Genomic DNA, 19920 nt, shown 5'->3' with positions numbered 1-19920 from the left:
CTATAGTACTTTTAAAAATTCATAATTGACATCTCGTTAATCAATTACGAATTACGAATTACGAATTACGAATTACAAATTATCTTGACACTTGCGCTACGATATCCCCTATTGCTTTCATGCAATGTACGTGAGGAGTAGTAGAGATGAAGCAGATGATAGAACAATTCAATACACAGGATACCCGAAATCTAGAGGCGATCGCTAACCAATTCGCCCCACTGGGGAAGGTTACAGGCGTGAAAGCATTTGGCAGTGGTAATATAAATGACACCTTTTTAGCAACTCTCGATTCCTCAAAGGAACAACATTTTGTCCTGCAACGCATTAACACACAGGTGTTTCGTCAGCCACAACTGATTATGCAGAATATGCGTACCTTAACTGAACACGTTCAAAAAAGGTTGCAGGATACACCCCTGAATCGTCGCTGGGAAGTGCCACGCGTACTGTTGACCAAAAACGCTCAAGACCACTGGAGGGATGCAGATGGCTCATTTTGGCGGGCAATCAGCTTTATTCCAGGCTCCCAGTCCTTTGATAGTATGGGCGATCGCTCCCACGCCAAAGAAATCGGTTATGCCTTGGGAATGTTTCACAATCTAATCAGCGATTTGCCAGCAGAAAAACTTGCTGACACCCTCGAAGGGTTTCATATTACACCGTTTTATCTCCAGCATTACGAGGAAGTTTTGCCGAAAACTAGTGCGCCTAAATCTTCGGAAGTTAATTATTGCTTACAGTTTGTTAGCGATCGCCAAGCCTTTGCACATATCTTAGAAAATGCCAAAGCTGAAGGCAAGCTACCCCTACGTCTGATGCACGGCGATCCCAAAATTAATAACGTGATGTTTGACGTTGTTACCCAGCAAGCCGTTAGCGTCATCGACCTAGACACCGTGAAACCCGGTTTAGTACATTACGATATTGGCGATTGTCTGCGATCGGGTTGCAATCCGGCTGGCGAAGAAACCGAGAATTGGGAAAGTATTTATTTCGATACCGATTTGTGTCAAGAAATCCTCCAAGGTTATCTTGCTGTGGCTAAGGCATTTCTGACCGAGAATGATTATGCATACATCTATGATGCCATTCGTCTAATTACTTTTGAACTAGGACTGAGATTTTTTGCTGATTATTTAGCCGGGAATGTCTACTTCAAAGTTAAGCACCCAGAACATAACTTAGCAAGAGCGATCGTTCAGTTTAAGCTGACTGAAAGTATTGAATCTCAAGAAACGCAGATTCGCAAAATTATCCAAGATATGAAATGAACAAGCAGACATTTTCCCTGCAATCCTTTTCTTCCACCGAGTCTTTTCCTCATTTGAAAATTACAGGCAATATCTCCCGAAATGTTAATCAACTTACTATTTGCTACAACCTTGGAGGTGACTTAAAAGAAATTGCAATTGCTCCAACATCAAATGCACCATCACGCAAGCATAAACTTTGGGAAGATACCTGCTTCGAGTTTTTTCTTGGTATTAAAGATTCTGCACGATATTGGGAATTTAACCTCTCCCCCGCCGGACACTGGAATGTCTATCGCTTTGATGGATATCGTCAAGGGATGCAAGAGGAAACTGCCTTTAAAAAGCTACCATTTAGTGTTCAGAATCAAACCGATGCTTTGGTACTTGCGTTAGATGTCGATTTAGATAAAATCGTCTCGGCAAACCAAGCCATCGAAATTAGCATTACTACCGTTATCAAACACAGAGATGGTGAGGTGACTTACTGGGCGTTAACTCATCGAGGCGCGGAGGCTGACTTTCATCTCCGAGACAGTTTCATCGTTGAGTTGTGAGATGTGGTTACTGTTACCAATATGCCAAAACGAGAAGGCAGCAACAAGTCACCCATTTGGATGAAAGGCAATTCAACCGTTTGGGTGAGTCAATTGTATGAGGTTAATTTCTATAAATAAGAGGAATCTATTAGTAGAAACTATTAATTCCACTTCACTATAGTTAAGGAGTACCTGATGAAATTAACAACATTGATAAATTCTACAGTTATCATTGCCTCTCTTGCCTTCACATCTGGCATTGCTAGCGCTCAAACAGCCAGATCGATAAACACAGCAGTTAATCCTGATGCATTAGGCAGTAATTCTACCAATGTCAGCTATATTCAGCCGTTTAATCTTGTTAATCTTGCTTACCAAGGTGCTTTCAAACAGCAAGGAGTTCCTAGCGGAGGAGTTTTGATTTCTCAAGGTCAGCGCGGAAATATTACTGCGAAAGATTTAGTCAAAGCTGCGATTAATGCTAAAAAATTACCAGCACAAGTTTTAAGCGATCGAACTTACATAAGTGCTGTTAGTTCACAATTGCAAACATTAACCGGGGTATATTATCCTGAATAAGTACAGCTTTGTCTATAGCTATTTTTAAGTTTTTAATTGGATGAAATACAAGTTAACCTTTTCCTTCAAGCATTCTGCGCCAGCTGAAATAACCCCTGTACATCTAAAGTATGGGGGTTTTAGATTAGGTGTCTGCTGAATAATTTTGGTTAACGTGAGTTCGACAGACCTCTCCCTCCCAGTCTCCCTTTAGAGGTTGTTTGAAAAGTTTTCTTCTCGGTAACAAAACGTTCTAGATCCCCCTAAATCCCCCGATAAATTGGGGGACTTTGATTCCGGTTCCCCCCTTTTTAAGGGGAGCCAGCGCGGTCTTGGGGGTTTCCCCCATGAGCGACTGGCGTGGGCTAGGGGGGATCGGTTAGTGCCTAAAATCACAGCCAAGCACTTTTCAAACATCCTCTTAGAACTTCTGCCCCCTGCCCCCTGCTCCCTGCTCCCTGCCCCCTGCCCCCCCGCTCCCTGCCCCCTGCTCCCTGCTCCCTGCCCCCTGCCCCCTGCCCCCTGCCCCCTGCCCCTCTGCCCCCTGAAATCTACTTCCTGTGGCGCTTTCAGATTCCCCAATAGACAGAGAAATGCAACCGTAATAATAATTAACATATATATGTACTATCAGAGTTATTAAAAAATATTTTTAATAACAACTGATAGTAACAAAGCGGCTGAATTACTTATTGAAGCTAAAGTCTCTAACATTCTCGAAGCCAATTCCCAATTCCTAATTTATTTTAAAACGTAACACTCATGCAATTAAAGCCAATCAATCAGCAAGTCGTTTCTGTCGTCGGAGCCTCCAGTGGAATCGGACGTGTCACAGCTCTTGAGTTTGCTAGACGCGGCGCAAAAGTTGTAGTCTCGGCTCGGAGCGAGTTGAAGCTAAAGTCTTTAGTGGAGGAGATTCGCAGCTTTGGCGGTGAAGCAACTTTTTACGTAGCTGATGTGGAAGTATTTGACCAAGTTAAAGCAATCGCAGATAAAACTGTGGAAGTGTACGGGCGACTCGATACATGGGTACACGTCTCTGCGATCGGCATCTTTGCCACTTTCGACAACATAACACCAGAAGAGTTTAAGCATATCATTGATGTCGATCTTATGGGACAAGTGTATGGTGCAATGGCAGCCCTACCCCATTTGAAGCGTGAGGGACGGGGGGCGCTGATCCATGTCTCTTCAATGGAAGGTAAGCGATCGCTCCCCTACCAAAGTGCTTACTCGGCAGCCAAGCACGGAGTCGAGGGCTTTATCGAAGCCATGCGCCTTGAGTTGCAACATGAAAAATGGCCCATCAGCGTCACGAGTGTGAAACCTGCGGTGATCGACACTCCCTTTTGGAATAATGGTCTGACAAAATTAGGCGTAAAGCCTTCGGGGATACCACCTTACTACAACCCTAAACTTGTAGCTGATGCTATCCTCTACGTAGCCGAACATCCAACTCGTGACTACTTAGTTGGGGATGTAGCTAAAATATTAGATGTGGTACAGCGCATCTCACCATCATTAGTAGATTCACTGTTACTGCTCGTTGGCTTCGATTTACTACGTTCTTCTGAGCCAAAATCTGAAGATGCACCAAATAATTTTTACCAACCTGTTGCTGAAGACGACAGAGTTAACGGAGATTATGGTCACTTAGTTATACCTAGCATTTCCGACTGGCTAGAAAAAAATCCGCTTCTTCAGTGGGGTGCGATCGCTGGTACAGCAGCATTAGCGTTCCTAGCAGCTCAAGTATTCAAAGATTAAGGATAAATAAACTTTTCGGAAAATTTGCAATCCAGTTTTTACAAGGGTTTGAGAGAAATCATTGCAAACTTTTTAGCAACATAGTGATGAAATGTTGAGATAATTACTAATAATGCCATTTGGTAGTTATAAAAAGATTTTTCACTATACATACTTTGCACAACCAGAAGTTTCTTGTAATTAGAGTAAATCTCAGCAGTCAAATTTTCCGATCCAGGAGCATTCCAGCCAATGACAGACTATCAACGCACCTTACCGCCTCTGTGGATAGGTTCGGCGATCGCTTTCTATGCCTTTATTGCCATTGGCATTGCTGAAGCAGGATTAGGAGTTCTTCTGCCCTCGATTCTGTCTACTTATAACCTGACTCCCGCAACCGTCACCCTGCTGTTTCTCAGTCAAATTAGCGGCTACATTCTGGCAGCATTCACCAGCAGTCTGGTGAGTAGTCGGCTGGGGTTAGCGCGAATGCTGTTGATTGCTGCGGGTGCGCTGACGATGGCACTGACAATCTATGCCATCTCACCCTCCTGGTTTCTCATGGTTGGCGCGGGATCGGCGTTGGGATTGGGCATTGGGTTGATTGATGCAGGCATTAATACCTACATTGTGCAAGATTCCCGCAGTGCTAGTTTGATTGGTTTGCTCCATGCTTTCTATGGTATTGGCGCTCTTTCAGGCCCCGCGATCGCTACTACTTTGTTAGCAGTTGGCATGAACTGGCGGCAAGTTTATGGGGTATTAGCCGGGATTGTCAGCTTATTAATTGTGAGCGTGCTGGGCGTTATCATCTTCAACTACACACCAATGACAGTACGGGTATTGCCATCAAAGACAACTGCTTTAGAAAATCTAGGCAGAGCGCTGCAAACTCCGATAGTACTGCTAACTGGGCTGCTTTTGCTGGTTTATGTTGGCACTGAAGCCTGCATTGGTAACTGGGCATACACTGTGCAGTCTGTCGCTCGTCACACGCCCACGCTGATTGCGGGTTACAGCGTTAGTGCTTACTGGGTGGGATTAACACTGGGACGTTTCATCTTAGGTTATTTCTTGCGATCGCTTGGGGCGGTGCGCACAATCAGTATGTCGCTCAGTCTTGTAATCATTGGATTGCTTGCTTGGTGGCAACTGCCAGATCAATGGATTAGCTTACCGTTGATTGGCTTTGGGTTGGCAGCCATCTTTCCTGCAACCATTTGGTTAATTCCTCAACGATTGCCAGACCCCCATGTTCCTGCGGCTGTTAGCATTGCCACTAGTGCCGCCAGTTTGGGGGCAGCGATCGTACCCACTGGAGCAGGCTGGGTTGCAAGTTGGACAACTTTAGAAATCATCCCAATGTTGATGCTGCCATTGGCGCTGTTAATGGTGGGCTTACATTGCTGGCTGGTACAACATTCGCTAACTGGCTTTTCTCGTTAAGTCTCAAAAAACTTACCCATATTTGTTACCCAAAGTATCTAAGAGGATGTTTGAAAAGTTTTTCGCTGTGATTTTAGGCATTTTTAGATCCCCCCTAACCCCCCTTAAAAAGGGGGGAACCGGAATCAAAGTCCCCCTTTTTAAGGGGGATTTAGGGGGATCTAAAACGTTTTGCTACCGACCAAAGAACTTTTAAAACAACCTTTAATACCCCCCCTAACCCCCCCTTGGAAAGGGGGGGGAAATAGTCTCTTAAAGCCCCCCTTTATAAGGGGGGTTGGGGGGGTAATGTCAAAATTTAATATGCTATACGACACTTTTCAAACATCCTCTAAGCAATAACTAATGCCTTTAACTCCTCAGTTTTTAATCTTGGCCCATAGGATGTAACAATCTTAGAAGCTGCGGCCGATGCTAATTTTCCGGCTTCTTCATAGCTCATACCTTGGGTAATTCCATAGAGGAAAGCTCCTGCATACATATCTCCTGCTCCTACTGTATCTACAGCTTTTACTTGAGGTGCAGCGATTTCGATTAATTTCTGACCGTCAAATACTACTGAACCCTTGGAACCGCGAGTAATGGCAAATTTCTTACTCAGGGTTTTTAGTTTGTCTACAGCTACTTGAAAATCTTCTGTATCTGCTAGTTCTAATGCTTCACTTTCATTAGCAAAAATCAAGTCTAAACCAGGCCCAATGATTTCTAATAAACCATCTTTAAAAAATTTCACCATGTTGTAATCAGATAGGGACATGGTAGTTTTTACTCCCGCTTTTTCAGCTATTTCTCTAGCCTTTATAGCTGCTTCTTTTCCTGTAGGAGAAGCCACTAAATATCCTTCTATATATAGATATTCTGAATCAGCGATTGCTGATGATACTAATTCTTGTGTAGAAAATTCTCCAGTAATTCCCAAAAATGTATTCATGGTGCGATCTGCATCGGGAGTTACTAACACCAAACATTTACCTGTTATTCCTGATTGGCGATCGCCATTTTTTAAGTTGGTATCTACCTGAGAGTTGACTAAATCTTCGATGTAAAAGTCTCCAAATTCATCATTAGCTACTTTACAGGAATAAAAAGTTTTTCCTCCTAGTTGACTAATTGCCACTATTGTGTTTGCTGCTGACCCTCCACAACTCTTATGGCAATGAAGATTTTTGAGATTTTCCAAAATATGATTTTGACTGTCTTCATCTAGAAGTGTCATTACACCTTTGTCAATTTTTAGCTTTTGTAGTAACTCTGGAGATACTTCGTATTCTATATCTACTAAAGCATTACCTACACCATAAACATCATATTTCTTGCCCATTGTTTATCTCCGAGAATAATTTCTATCTGACTTGAACAGAACTGATAATAACAGATAGGCAACTCCTGGTATAGTTGCTTTATACTGGAGTTTAAACTAAAAGCAGGCGATCGCTACATCTAAAACGTGACGATTTTACACAAAGTTATACTTAGTGAGACAATTCAGCTTTCAGATGGTCAGCTAATCGAATTGCCAAGGCGATAATGGTAAGCGTCGGATTAGCATAGCCTCCTGTAGGGAAAACAGAGCTACCTGCCATAAATAAATTAGAGATGCCGTGAACTTGACAATTTGCATCGACTACTCCTTGTTTTGAGTCGTGATGCATACGCGTTGTTCCCATATTATGATGGGTACTAAGAGAAGCAACTGGACGATCTCCATCTAATTCAATCTGCAACTCACCCAGTCCGGCGCTAGCAAACTCTTGTGCAAATACTAACTGCGATCGCTTCACACTGCAAATATCTATTTCGCTCCAATAATTAATTAATTTTGCTTGCGGACAACCCAGTTTGTCTAGTTGATTACTGAGTGTTACCCGATTATTTGGATTTGGTGTTTGTTCAGTTTGGCTGAGAACTTCAAACTTTGTATATTTCTGTTCATTACCTTCACGCTCAGACCATCCTCCATGACTTAAATCAGGGAATAAATATTCTTTTTTGAAATTATATTTATACCAATGAGCTACTAAATCATCAATATTCGTTATGACATTTTGCAAATGCTGAAAAATATTTTTAGGTAACTGTCTTTGTCGAACTGAAGAGAACAAAATTTTTGCAGAAGCCTTTGCCGCCGATCTATACCTTTCATCTCTGGGATATAACAACGCGGTCATATTTAGTAATTTATCGCGGCGCATCACTTGTTCCGTTAGAGCAAATTTCCCCATGACTGTGACATGATTAACGCGGCGTAAATCATACAAAGCCATCGAATTAAAGATTTTGCGATTTTGGGGAACAAGCATACCACAACGGATAAAAGGATGATCCATGAAGAATCTACCCACTAAATCATGTTGATTGCCTAATCCATTCTTTTGAATTTTGTTTGATAGTAATAACAAACGCGCGTTTTCAATCCCACCTGCGGCTAAAATAAATACTTTTGCAACAACCCAAAATTTATTACCAGATAAACAAGCAACTTGCACGCGTTTCACTGTTTGAGTTGTTTCGTCTGCCTCAATTTCTACCACATTGGCGTTGAGGAATGTAGTTATATTAGGAGATTGCTTGATTTGGTGGCGATATTCATTGGTGAAAATATCGCGCGGGCCAAACTGAAACATACTGGTAGTAACTCGGTCGCTTGTGAAATGTATCCGAGGAGATTGAGCATTTTCCCAAGCTTCAGCTTCATAAGCAAAAGAACCGAGTTTACAAACTGCTTGAGCGCGCTCATAAAATGGATTGAGGTGAGATTTACTAAAAGGCCAGCCACTGTATCGAACCCAATCTCGTTTTTCAAAATCTATTGCGTCTAACGGCACGTGCCTCAGACCAAGTTGATTTTTATTAATTTCAATATTCCAGACATTAGCCATTCCACCAAATTGACGATGACGCATATCTTGTAAGGGTGGAAAAGGATCTCCAACCGTTTCACCTTCACCAAGAGATGCAGTTTCTTGATTAAATTCCAAATCACCACTTTCTAGTAAGCACACTCGAAAGTCTTGCCCAATTAATTCTCGTGCGAGTGTAATTCCTGCTGGGCCAGCACCAACTATACAAACTTCCGTATTGATAATTTCATCTATTGGTAATTTGCGACTATCAATCAACATTTATTTAATTCCTTTTGCATAAATCTTTTTTATATTGTGCAGATGTATAGAGGGTATTAATTATGAGGCGTAAATGTGTTTTTAGTAAGCACTTTAGTCCTGAATTTTTAAGCACTAAAATGCTTACTAAGCTAATCAGCATTCAAGTTGCATAATCAGGGCGGGCAAGATGCCCACCCCACAAGATATTGAGAAAATTTTCATCCGCAAATTAGATGTGTTTTAGCTTACAAACCTATCAAAATTATTGTGATAAAGGGCTAGGCATTACAGAACGAATTGCATTAATAAAATTTTGGGCATAATTCTGCGTTGAGAAATCGAGGGCGCGTTGTCTAGCAGCGACTCCCGCACTCTGGGCAAATTCTTGCTCGTCAAGATAGCGGAGAATTGCGATCGCTAATTGCTCCGCATCGCCGTAAGGTGTTAATAGTCCATTCATCCCATCGGTGATAATCTCTGTCGGGCCGCCTGCACTGCCAGCAATTACAGGTTTACCCAATGCCATCGCCTCAATAATCACAATCCCAAAGGGTTCTTTATCCGATGCATGAACAAATACATCCATTGCCTGCACCCATTCCGGGATATTACGCTGTAGCCCAGCCATAATTACTTGGTCTTTCAAACCCAAAGCGGTGATTTCGGCTTTTAAAAAGTCCTCATAATCTGGTTCCAAATCGTGCTTACCGCCAACCACTACACAATGGGCATCGGGATACTTCTGTAAAATTTTGGGCATTGCTTGCACCAATACGTGCATTCCCTTCCATCGTTGCAATCGTCCTACAATTCCAATCAACGGCCCGTGTAAAGGTAAACCCAGTTTTCGCCGTGCTTCTTCTGGAGTTGGTAAAGCATTCGGCTCAAATCGGTCTAATGCGACACCAGGATAAACCAAAGGTGTTGGTCTGTGGGGCCAAATCTCTGCCTGTGCTTGCTTGCCATCTTGCGAAAGAGTGATAATTGCCCGCGCTGGGATTAAAGTTGCGAGTCGCACCAACCAAGTTTTATCGCTAGGTACTTCTAGTTGATACCACACAGCAGGCAAGCCCGCCAACATTGCCGCCAAGCCTCCAGATATATGCACGATCCACATCCAATTGACAATTATATCTGCACGTTCGCGGCGAGCGATCGCAGCAATCCGCAAAACAGCGCCAATAAAACGGTGGATTTGGCGTAAACGTCCACTTTCTACAACTCGCGCATCAATACCAAGAGACTTTACTTGTTCCACCATCGGGCCGTTTTCTAAAAATATCACCAGCCACTCAACACCAGCATTACGTCCCTGTTGCACCAAATCCCAAAGCATCATTTCACCACCGCCTCGTTGCTCGGCCAGTGGCATAACAATAATTACTTTCATAATCTATAAAAGTCCTATTTAAGTGATAAGATTTATGAGATTCTCGATTTCTTAGAGAAGTTAGGAATATTGGAGAACATCTGAGGATTGCTATAGTACTTATGTCCTGCCATAGCCATAGCTAAAAATCCCCAAAGAATCATCCCTGATACGCTCAACATCCCGCTACCGATAACTAACTGTGAAGCAGAACTGATTCCAATGGCGCGGGCAGCACTGACAAAACTATCGAAACGACCTTCACCATAGCTGCTAACAGTAATAATCAAAAAGATTAATCCACCCATATAAAATATGCCTCCAAACCAACCAAGGGTGAAAAACATATCTAAAATGCCACTATCAATTACCACTACTTCAATTTGACCAGTTTTTTCGTTGACTTTCCAAATATTTCCTAAGCCGTTACCTAGACCATTAGAAAGGGCTAAACCAAGATTTCTGTCGTAAGTTCCCGATCTATCTTTAAAGCTGCCATCTTCTTGAATATTAGAAAAAGTTTCAAAACGTGCTGCTACTACTCCAGCAATTGGTTCGATAGTTGTCAATGGCACAACACAAATAGCCATGACCACAATTATGGTAATTAAGCGCATTTGAATTTTGGCTTTGACTGAACCCATAATCATAATTATTCCAAATAACCAGCCTCCCCAATTAGTACGTGCTTGTGTTAATAGAAAAGATAAATAACCAACAGCCGAAGCCGGAAAAATTAAGCTTCCTGAACCGGTGAATAATAACAGTAACCCAGCCTGCATAACCGAACCAAAGGGGCCGACTGAGTGTAATGTACTCCAGACGCGCATCCCGAAAGGTACAGGGTTTCCAGAACTCATGAATAATTTTGATTGTATGAGCCAGTACCTATCCCACTCAGGAGCTACCACAAATTGATATACGCCATAAGTTCCTAAAATCAACACAGACCAGAGAAATGTTCGTTGAATGTTCTGGCGATAGCTGGGATAATCTCGCCAGTTAATAAATAAGTGAAAAGCGAAAATAACCGGACTGAGCCAATCCATCAATCCGCGTGCTACAGGAATAGGTGGGTTGTAAATTAGACCGATGAGAAAGCCATAGAAAACTCCGATAAAAGCCAAAACAAACGGCAAACCTCCTTGGCGAGAAGCGCGGGGAAAGTGTCGAAAGAATGTTGCTATAGTTATAAACACCACTAAGTAGGGTGCTATGAGCATTTGACGGCTAGCATCCCACCCTACGCGATAATCAACTAAGCGAGTCGCTAAGGGTGTGAGAAACCAAATCCACCAGGTAAAGCCAATGTAGAGAATGGGATGCCGCAAGTATAAAAATAAGGCTACTACTAAAGCTGTCGCTGGAAAAATTAGGCGCAATCCGGCAGTAACACCACCAAAATAGCAAACTACAGTTAGTAATATAAAGCCTGCGATCGCCATCCAACCCTGTAGCGATCGCTCTTCAGGAGAATAGTTTTCTTGTAAAAAACTATTGAAAAGTATCTGCTTAGAATTCATTCAATTTTAGATGTACATATAAATAAATTTGGCAGCTTTGAACTCGTTCCCAGGCTCTAGCCTGGAAATGAAGTCATTCGAGGCTCTGCCTCATTTTGAATTTTGAATTTTGAATTTTGAATTCTTGATATCCCTGCCAACGTCCCCGCCAAGATGCTAATAACTTTTTCCCCGCCAACTGCCCTTGACTAGGTAAAAATCTTAGCCATTGTACGAAACCCAAGCTATCGCACGTACCCACAAATACTGCCCAGAACAAAAATGCAATCCGGCGGAAAAATGACAAATGCTCTAGTAAAACTAAGGTTTCATTATGGACTAAATTAATAAAGGCAATTTCATTAAAATTATTTCGCTGATCTTCATCAAAACGTTGTGCCGGAAAATGATCTACAGCAACGCGAGGATCGTAAATTATCTTCCAACCAGCCCGCTTTAATGCCAGGGTGAATGCCATTTCAAAGTGTACTTGCGCTCCAGTACCGCGCATCCGCTCGTCAAAGCGCAGTTGTCCGATCGCTTGGGTACGAAAACTCATGTTCACGCCCTTGAGAATATCGACTTCGCGGGGTTCTCCCACTCCCAGGTGATGGTTGCCAATGACTCGCCCAAACCATTGCAACTGTCCCACTACTGGGCGGGATTCGTCTTCTAATTTGCTGCCGTGGTATATCCAATCACGCCCTCCCAGTCCGCCGAGGCGACTATCAGAGGTAAAGTAAGCCGCAATCCGCTCTAACCAATCGGGGTGAGGTGCGGCATCATCATCAGTAATGGAAACAATATCGCCCTCCACTGCTGCTAGTCCGGCGTTGAGAGCTGCTACTACCCCCGGTTGTGTCACTTTCACGGTATGCAGTGGCAAATTGTGCGCTGTGTATTGCGCCAGAAATTGCCAAGTTTCTGCATCCGTATCGCGGACAACCACGATCGCTTGATCGACTGGTTTAGTTTGCTCCTGTAGCGCCAAAAGGCAGCGTGAGAGGTCTTGTGGACGGCGATAAGTCGGTATCAGAACGGTGTTCCGCATTCTTGCTTAACTCCTCGAATAAATCCACATAAGTTTGAGCCATAGTAGTCCAACTGTGTTGTTCTGCCACAGAACGAGCAGCTTGACTCATTTGCTGCATATCTACATTTACTAAGGACATCATCGCCACAGCCAAAGCATCAATATCATTTGAATCGGTTAAGACGATGCCACATTCTGGTGTCACCAACTCTGCACCCCCGGTAGCTGTGGCAGTAATTACTGGTAGTCCTGAAGAAAGTGCTTCTAACAATACGAGGCTACAAGCTTCATATCGGGAAGGAAAAATAAATAAATCTACTGATCGCATAATTTCGGGGATATCGCGGCGAAATCCGACAAAATGCACGCGATCGCTTAACCCCAAGGATGCCGCTAGTTGTGGGAAGGGACTACCTTCGATATGACCTACCACCGTCAAATGTAAATCGGGAACTTTCACCAAGGCGTGTAAGACTGTATCTAAATTCTTTCTGGGTGTGCGGATATCCCCGGCAAACAGGGCTAGTGTGACATTCTCCGGTAAACCTAATTTTTGGCGATTGCTTTGGCCAGGGGTAAATTCTTCTAAGTCAACGCCATTAACAATTACGCGAATCCCAGAACGCGGTACACCAATATTGACTAATTCTTGGGCTACCTTTTCAGATACAGCCACCACAACCTGCGCTTTTTGGAAAGCTTGTTTTTCCCAACGGGCATTAAAAGCCGTAAATAGCCATTGGTAAAAACCATATAAATCGCGGCGGTTGCGAGAAATATGAACAGGCGATCGCAACCATGAACTGTGGACAAAATGTACAGCATTCACATCAGCCGCGGCCAGATTAATTGCTCCATTGACTTTAACTAAATCAATGTCAGAGCGATGTTTACGTAACCAATCTGCACTTTTTTGGGCAAAGATGAAATTACGCACAAATTCTGTAGGATAGCCTTTGACTGGAATTTTAACCCAATTAACTTGGCTATTTTCTTCTAGTTCTGGTGCGACTTCACTAGCTAATAATATCAAGTGATGACCGCGACAAATTGCTTCCTTAGCAACCTCATAGTTTACCCGTCCTTGACCATCACCTTTTTTTATTTTATGAGTAACAATACAAAGTTTCATACACTATTTCCTTAAGGATAAAATCCTTGAATTACCCCTCCCCAACCCTCCCCGTATGTATTGGGGAGGGGACAAGATTTCAAGTTTCCCCCCTTTATAAGGGGGGATTAAGGGGGGTGGGGTCTATTCGACTTATGCAAGAGGTCTTTTTAACAAATAAATTCCTCAACTCAGAGATATTGAGATATTATTTCGATACCCCGATTAACTTACTTGTTAAAAATCGCGGCGTAAAACTAAGACTAAGTGCTGCCATAGTTCGCACATTAAATTTTTGTTGATTCAGCGCTTGCCAAAAATAAGGACGTGCTGCGGCTATCTGTTCGCTTCGTAGCAAACCAATTCCCAAAGTAGTATTAGCTTCTAACCATTTCTGCTGAAAATGAGTTCTAAATTCCTGTAACCGAGGGTCTTCCATAAATACTTGATAGCAAAACATTTCGCTTTTAGCTTTACGAATTTTTGCTTGTACATCTCGACTACCACTGAGCATAGTATCAGTTTGCTCATGGGCGCGATATCGCGTCAATTTTTCAGGACAATAGTAAGCACCATAACCAGATATACAAAATAGATAGGTTAAATATAAATCCCACATTCCACCAACTTCTGAAGGAATATTATACCAATCCACCAAATTATTGCGAATTACACAAGATGCAGCAGTAGGTATACTTTTATCTACCAATCCAATTTTGAAAAAAGGTTTATAAATTCCTTTTGCTAGTTTATCTCGCTTGTAAGCGCGTGTGTTTTCTTCAGTACCAGTATGATTAATTATACCATTAGCATCTATAATGTATTGGTCAGAAAAAGCGAGAATCAAATCAGAATTGGCTTCTAGTGGTGGTACAAGCTTTGCTAAAAAGTCTTCATGCCAAATATCATCGTCATGTAGACTAGCAACATATTTACCTTGCGCCATTTTAAAGCCATACTGCTGATTAGCTAACATTCCCATATTTTGCGGATGCTGCCAAAATTTGATACGTGAATCACCAAAAGATGCGACAATTGCTTGGGGATTTTCGGAACTACAATTATCAGAAATAATAATTTCAATATTTTGATAAGTTTGTTTTATTGCACTTGCGATCGCTTGCTTGAGATAGTCTGGTCGATTATAGGTGGGGATAACAACGCTGACTAAAGGTTGTTGACATTCTTGATGTAATGACATATTTTTCTCCCTTGATATTTTCTAAGTAAAAGATGCACTATTTGATATTTTTAACAAATTCAGCTTCTTGAACTGAAGAGATACTATATAGTTTGTTCGCTTGGGAAGGAAATTCAGCTATTGTTTTTGCATAAATTGTTTGGAGATTATTTACATGAGCAGCCATTGTAAATTCCTTCATCAATAAAGTATGACCTTGCTCACCCATGTATCGGCTTTTTTGATAATCTCTATACAATTCATTAATAGCATCAGCCAGTTTTTGGATATTATTGCTTGGAACAAGAATACCCGTTTCTCCATCTTGTAAATGTTCTGGAATCCCTCCGACTGCACTACCAATTACAGGACGACAACGAGAGTATGCTTCTAGAGTTACAAGACCAGCAGGTTCAGGCCAAACACTAGGAAAGATGACTGCAAAACACTGTTGATAAAGTTTATCTAATTTATCTGAATCGCACCAACCATGCCAAGTGATTCGTTGATTCAATCCGAGTGTGCTTGCTAATTTTTCTAACCGTGGTCGTTCCCAACCTTCACCTGCAATATCAAGTTGAATTTTTGGATCTGTATGTATTAAGGTTTTGAGTAACCATTCCAGACCTTTATCAGAAACAATTCGTCCAGCAAACAAAATTCGATGATTTTGATGTACTTCCAAGCTTAGGGGTGAACTTGCTGTTTCTGGTATAGAGATTCCACAATGTAGCGTTATAACTTGTTCGGGAGATACACCGTTTTTAATTAACTCTTGGCGCACATATTCGCTATTCGCAATGAAAGTAATTTTTAGCCTTTTCAAGACATCTAAAAACTGATGAGTAGTTTGAAGTTCTCTAAGAGTTCTTAAAGGTCTACGGCTACCACATTTATCTGCTAATTTACCCCAGGTACATCCTAAGTAAGAGAAGTTGCGATCGCAGATTGTCCGTTGTTCTGCTAAATACTTTGTGCCGCTAGGGCAGTAAAATGAGTGATTATGAACGCTGAAGATAGCAGGACATTCGCCTGTAAGCTGTAATAGCAAATCTGCACTGTGGATGTGTAGCAGTTTGAACTGACTTTGATCGATATTTTTAAGCGATTTTAACACGCGATCGCTAACATCAGGTGGCCGATGTGCAAACAGAGAAGCTAAATAAGTTTCAACACCTCCACTCCCACCGACACCGAAACTTGAACATTGATAAATTAGGTCTTTGTCAAAGATTTCCTGGGACATATTTTCTATGATTTTTAAGTATATAGGACGAACTTTAATAACTTATCTATAGGAATAATAAGTGTTTAAAATCTTATTATTTAACTATTAGTTTGGCAAAATTATTGATACATATTAGTGATTTACGGCTGTAAAGATATACAGCCGATGAATATGTTGTAATGACTTTGGTAATTAGATGTTGTTTCTAATCTGGCTGCCTTAGTTCATATTGCATTTGATGATATTTCCAAAGCTTACCTTTTAGTTCCAATAGTTCTTGATATTTACCTTGCTCTACTATCCGTCCCTGTTCTAAAACTACAACTTTATCTGCTTTAGAAATAGTAGAAAGACGGTGAGCGATCGCAATTACTGTTTTACCAACAGATAGCTTTTCTAATGAATCTTGAATTAAGCGCTCAGATAGCGAATCTAAGGCGCTAGTTGCTTCATCCAAAATTAAAATTTCTGGGTTCCGTAGTAAAGCTCGTGCAATCGCAATTCTCTGTCTTTGTCCTCCAGATAACCTAACACCCCGATCTCCTAATTGGGTATCAAAACCTTCGGGCATTTCCAAAATAAATTCTAATGCATTCGCTAGTTTAGCTGCTTCTTGAATTTCCTCATTAGTCGCCTCTGGAGTCCCGTAAGAAATATTCTGCCAAACATTAGTATTGAAGATAAAAGTATCTTGACTGACGACAGCTATTTTGCGACGGAGAGAGTTAATTTCAAACTGCCGGATATCCATTTCATCAATGTAAATATACCCATCTGTAGCATTATAAAATCGAGGAATTAAATCAGCAAGAGTTGTTTTACCAGCACCAGATGCTCCAACTAACGCTGTCATCTTTCCCTTTTCAATTGTCAGGGTAATATTATGCAGCACTAAATTTTCATCATCATAACCAAAATCCACAGATACTAAATCTATTGACCTCTTTAATCCCTGAAACTTAACTCTGCCATTTTGAAAGTAATATTTTTCATCACTTGTCAACAGATTTTTAATATTGTCTGCTGAACCATGTAAAGTGCTAAGATATGCTCTTGTGCCATTAATATCTTGAACAAATGGGATAAAGCGAAAGAGTACAAAGAAAAAGGTTAGCAAAGAAGCAACTTGTAGCGTTCCATTAGTGACAAGACTAGTGAATGCCAAAATAATCATTCCGATCAATACTGTAGTAGCTACTCCTTCGGCAATTGGCTTCACAAGTGTCCAGGTAAATACAACCTTTGTTGTACTACTTATTACCTTATCGCTAGCTTTGTAGTAACGCTGACGCTCAAATTCTTGAGTACCACAAGAATGAACAGTGCGAATGCCATTAATAAATTCTATGGCTGTTGATGTAAAATTAGCATTAGCAGTTGTCATGCCAAAACTTGATTCTCTGACTCTAGCATTCAGATTTGACAACCCCACACCTAAAAGTGTAAATAGTAATGCTGATATTATCGTCAATTGCCATGAAATCAAAAACATTGATATTAAGTAAACAAGGGTTGTGAGTCCTCTAGTTACTAAAAAAGCTCCGCCACTAAAACCTTGTCTGATCCTTTCAATCTCTGTAGTAATTGTGTTAATTAGTTCGCCAGAACGAGTTTTACTAAAGTAACTTAGCGATAATGATTGTAACTGTTCAAAAATTTGCTTGCGTAAGCGATCGGCAAGATGTAGTTGAGATAATTCAGTATAAACTTGAGAAAAATAATTGAAGGTGGCACGTAACCAAGTACTGAATAAAATCAGCAAAGATACGCGATATAAACGATTAATTGCTGAAGTCTTGGCTCCTAAAATCCAAAGATCGACCCATTCTATTCCTGTTTGGACAGGTTGAGCGTTGGGACTAGTTAAACTTTGCAAAAAGGAAAGTAAGAAACCAATACTTACACCTTCAAAAGTTGCCGCCAAAATTGAGAATATCAGAGCTAAAATTGCAATTTTGCGAAAGTGTTTAAATTCTCGCAATATCAAATAGTTGTCCTGCCAAAAGCTGCTAGCTTTGAGCAGATTACTGAGTGGTTGAGGAAGCTGTAAATTCATGAATTTTCTCATAATAGTTTGGCAAGGTAGATAGACATCTATAAATCGATACAGAGTTCAGAATGAGTAACAAAACCCTGATGTAGAGATGCAATTTATCGCGTTTGGAAAAGTAATTACCTAGAATTAGATGCTACATAAATAATTTTTTTTGAGCCTCAGTGCGATAAATGAAATCATCAATTACCGCACTGATAAATTACAGAGTTTGGCTATCCAGATGTAACAGATGAGACTGTGCCTCTACTTCCCAGGAAGTTGTAATTTCTGGTAATTTATTTAGCTGTACTGCATCTTCCAAAGTCCAACAACGAGATCCGGTTAAACTCATGTCACCCCGTAGCACGTTAAATAACTGTGGCAGATTGTCGAGATTGTATTTACCCATCCAACGTCCTAGTGGTGTAGTATTGTGGGTGCAAAAGCCGATCGTTTGAAAGAATTTACCTCGTTCCCCAACACGCCATTCACGACAAAAAATTGACCCTGGCGAGTAAACCTGCATTAATACAATCAATCCCAACATGACTGGACTTACTAATAGCAGCAATACGAAAGCAGCAATCCAATCAATTATTCGCTGCAATTGTCTGAAAGGTTGGTTAGGAAGTTTTTTGTCAGCGGGTATGCTTAGGAATATTGGTTTTTGAGCTGCTTCACATGCATCTGCCCAAAATTTGAGCAAAGTCTCACCCAATTTTGGATCTATGCTGACCAAACTTACTGGAGAATGTTGTAAGCATTCTACTAGCGATCGCTTATTATCTAATGAAGCCAGGTATGGTTGTTTCACTCCTCCAAGCGGCTTCACCAACAGCTTACCCCGCCGCCACAGGAGTGTGCAGTACCCACGATTATCCTGGTGTGACTGGGTTACATCATATAAATTCTCTAAAGTTGGAATTATTGAAGTTGTCATAATGTCTTTGGGTTTATACAAAAGTGAATTACTGAGGCGTTATCAAAGGCTATCAATGCCAAAGACCCAAATCCGAATCTTGTTGTAAGTCCAAAAAGTTGGAGAGAATTGACGGCAAAAATATGCTATAGTATTTGCCATTCAGCCAAGCACATATTGCGTAGAATTCTGCTGGTGTAGAGATTTACAAATTAGACAGATACTAATTACATAGGTAGCAATCCTAAATGAAATTGTGAAAATTTTTGTTATGGTCGTCCTTGGTCATTTGTCCTACCCTGCGGGAAGCCGCTGGCGCGTCTACGTAATTGCAAATAAGAAAGGACAAAGGACAAATAACTAATGACTAATGACTAATGACTAATGACAGCCAACTCCAAAAATATTTCACAAATGATTTAGGACTGCTACTATTAACATTCATGGGCAAATCTTGATTTTCCGGAAACTACTGACAGTAGAGAAGTGTAGAGGGAAATTACCCATGAATCTATATCTACGTTTAATTACGCTGAGGTGTTCATTGTCTCGATAGATTTAAAAACCAGTCTGCTCTTGTCTTCTAGCCTTTATGAAGGTGCTTTAATCTCTAGAATATAAGACTCTGTAGAAATAGCGATCGCTCAAATAACTTCTTTATTTATTCTTTAAAGAGTCAGTGATTTCTCTGAAAATTCATAAAGATAGCATAAATATACTGAATTCTTCCCGATAGCGACAAAATTCAATTTGGTTCATCAAAACGTAGAGGCAATTCACGAATCATTGCTATCAATTTAAGGTAAAAGCCAGTCTAAAACCAGCTTTTAGCAGATTGTCTCGTTCCCAGTCTCAGACTGGGAATACTCATCCTTGAGGCTCCGCCTCTTTTACCCG

General features: G+C 41.1%; 15 protein-coding genes. 5 read left to right on the top strand and 10 right to left on the bottom strand.

Annotated features, from left to right (window positions below):
* Positions 1-155: 155 nt before the first annotated feature.
* The 5 genes from RMZ42_RS24320 (at position 156) to RMZ42_RS24300 (ending at position 5542) form a co-directional block, all read left to right on the top strand.
* A complete protein-coding gene (locus tag RMZ42_RS24320; protein ID WP_322673832.1) occupies positions 156-1274 on the top strand; it encodes an aminoglycoside phosphotransferase family protein in 1119 nt (372 codons plus the stop codon).
* Positions 1271-1810, top strand: a complete 540-nt coding sequence (locus tag RMZ42_RS24315) for a DOMON-like domain-containing protein (RefSeq protein ID WP_322673824.1) — start codon at positions 1271-1273, stop codon at positions 1808-1810. Before RMZ42_RS24320 ends, RMZ42_RS24315 begins: the two co-directional genes overlap by 4 nt.
* 177 nt (positions 1811-1987) lie before the next feature.
* Positions 1988-2371: a hypothetical protein gene (locus RMZ42_RS24310; protein ID WP_322673823.1), complete on the top strand. Its 384-nt coding sequence runs from the start codon at positions 1988-1990 to the stop codon at positions 2369-2371.
* 741 nt (positions 2372-3112) lie between these two features.
* Positions 3113-4117: an SDR family oxidoreductase gene (locus tag RMZ42_RS24305; protein ID WP_322673822.1), complete on the top strand. Its 1005-nt coding sequence runs from the start codon at positions 3113-3115 to the stop codon at positions 4115-4117.
* 231 nt (positions 4118-4348) lie between these two features.
* On the top strand, positions 4349-5542 hold the full coding sequence (locus tag RMZ42_RS24300; RefSeq protein ID WP_322673821.1) for an MFS transporter: 1194 nt from the start codon (positions 4349-4351) through the stop codon (positions 5540-5542).
* 331 nt (positions 5543-5873) lie between these two features.
* Here RMZ42_RS24300 and RMZ42_RS24295 read toward each other — a convergent pair whose 3' ends face one another.
* From RMZ42_RS24295 to hepC, 10 genes are all read right to left on the bottom strand, one after another.
* Positions 5874-6863, bottom strand: coding sequence for an adenosine kinase (locus RMZ42_RS24295; RefSeq protein WP_322673820.1), 990 nt, complete (start codon positions 6861-6863; stop codon positions 5874-5876).
* Between the two features lie 151 nt (positions 6864-7014).
* Positions 7015-8664: a GMC family oxidoreductase gene (locus tag RMZ42_RS24290; RefSeq protein WP_322673819.1), complete on the bottom strand. Its 1650-nt coding sequence runs from the start codon at positions 8662-8664 to the stop codon at positions 7015-7017.
* Positions 8665-8908: 244 nt separating this feature from the next.
* Positions 8909-10036 (bottom strand): glycosyltransferase family 4 protein, encoded by a 1128-nt coding sequence (locus RMZ42_RS24285; RefSeq protein WP_322673818.1) that lies wholly within the window; start codon positions 10034-10036, stop codon positions 8909-8911.
* A gap of 32 nt (positions 10037-10068) precedes the next feature.
* On the bottom strand, positions 10069-11538 hold the full coding sequence (locus RMZ42_RS24280; RefSeq protein WP_322673817.1) for an O-antigen ligase domain-containing protein: 1470 nt from the start codon (positions 11536-11538) through the stop codon (positions 10069-10071).
* A 73-nt stretch (positions 11539-11611) separates the two neighbouring features.
* Entirely contained in the window at positions 11612-12568 is a 957-nt protein-coding gene (locus tag RMZ42_RS24275; RefSeq protein WP_322673816.1) for a glycosyltransferase family 2 protein, read from the bottom strand.
* Complete coding sequence (locus tag RMZ42_RS24270; protein ID WP_322673815.1) at positions 12486-13682, bottom strand: glycosyltransferase family 4 protein; 1197 nt, start codon at positions 13680-13682, stop codon at positions 12486-12488. Before RMZ42_RS24270 ends, RMZ42_RS24275 begins: the two co-directional genes overlap by 83 nt.
* Before the next feature lie 187 nt (positions 13683-13869).
* Positions 13870-14862, bottom strand: a complete 993-nt coding sequence (locus RMZ42_RS24265; RefSeq protein WP_322673814.1) for a glycosyltransferase family 2 protein — start codon at positions 14860-14862, stop codon at positions 13870-13872.
* Positions 14863-14899: 37 nt separating this feature from the next.
* Positions 14900-16087 carry a glycosyltransferase family 4 protein gene (locus RMZ42_RS24260; protein ID WP_322673813.1) on the bottom strand — a complete coding sequence of 396 codons (1188 nt, stop codon included), beginning with the start codon at positions 16085-16087 and terminating at the stop codon, positions 14900-14902.
* A 187-nt stretch (positions 16088-16274) separates the two neighbouring features.
* Complete coding sequence (gene hepA / locus RMZ42_RS24255) at positions 16275-18125, bottom strand: heterocyst formation ABC transporter subunit HepA (protein WP_322673812.1); 1851 nt, start codon at positions 18123-18125, stop codon at positions 16275-16277.
* Between the two features lie 199 nt (positions 18126-18324).
* On the bottom strand, positions 18325-19044 hold the full coding sequence (hepC, locus tag RMZ42_RS24250; RefSeq protein WP_322673811.1) for a heterocyst development glycosyltransferase HepC: 720 nt from the start codon (positions 19042-19044) through the stop codon (positions 18325-18327).
* Positions 19045-19920 lie beyond the last annotated feature (876 nt).

The sequence above is a fragment of the Nostoc sp. DedQUE05 genome, assembly GCF_034530955.1.
In the GTDB taxonomy this organism is placed as follows: domain Bacteria; phylum Cyanobacteriota; class Cyanobacteriia; order Cyanobacteriales; family Nostocaceae; genus Nostoc.
The sequence above is the reverse complement of the archived record's forward strand: the minus strand, read 5'-3'. Positions and strand labels throughout refer to the sequence as shown.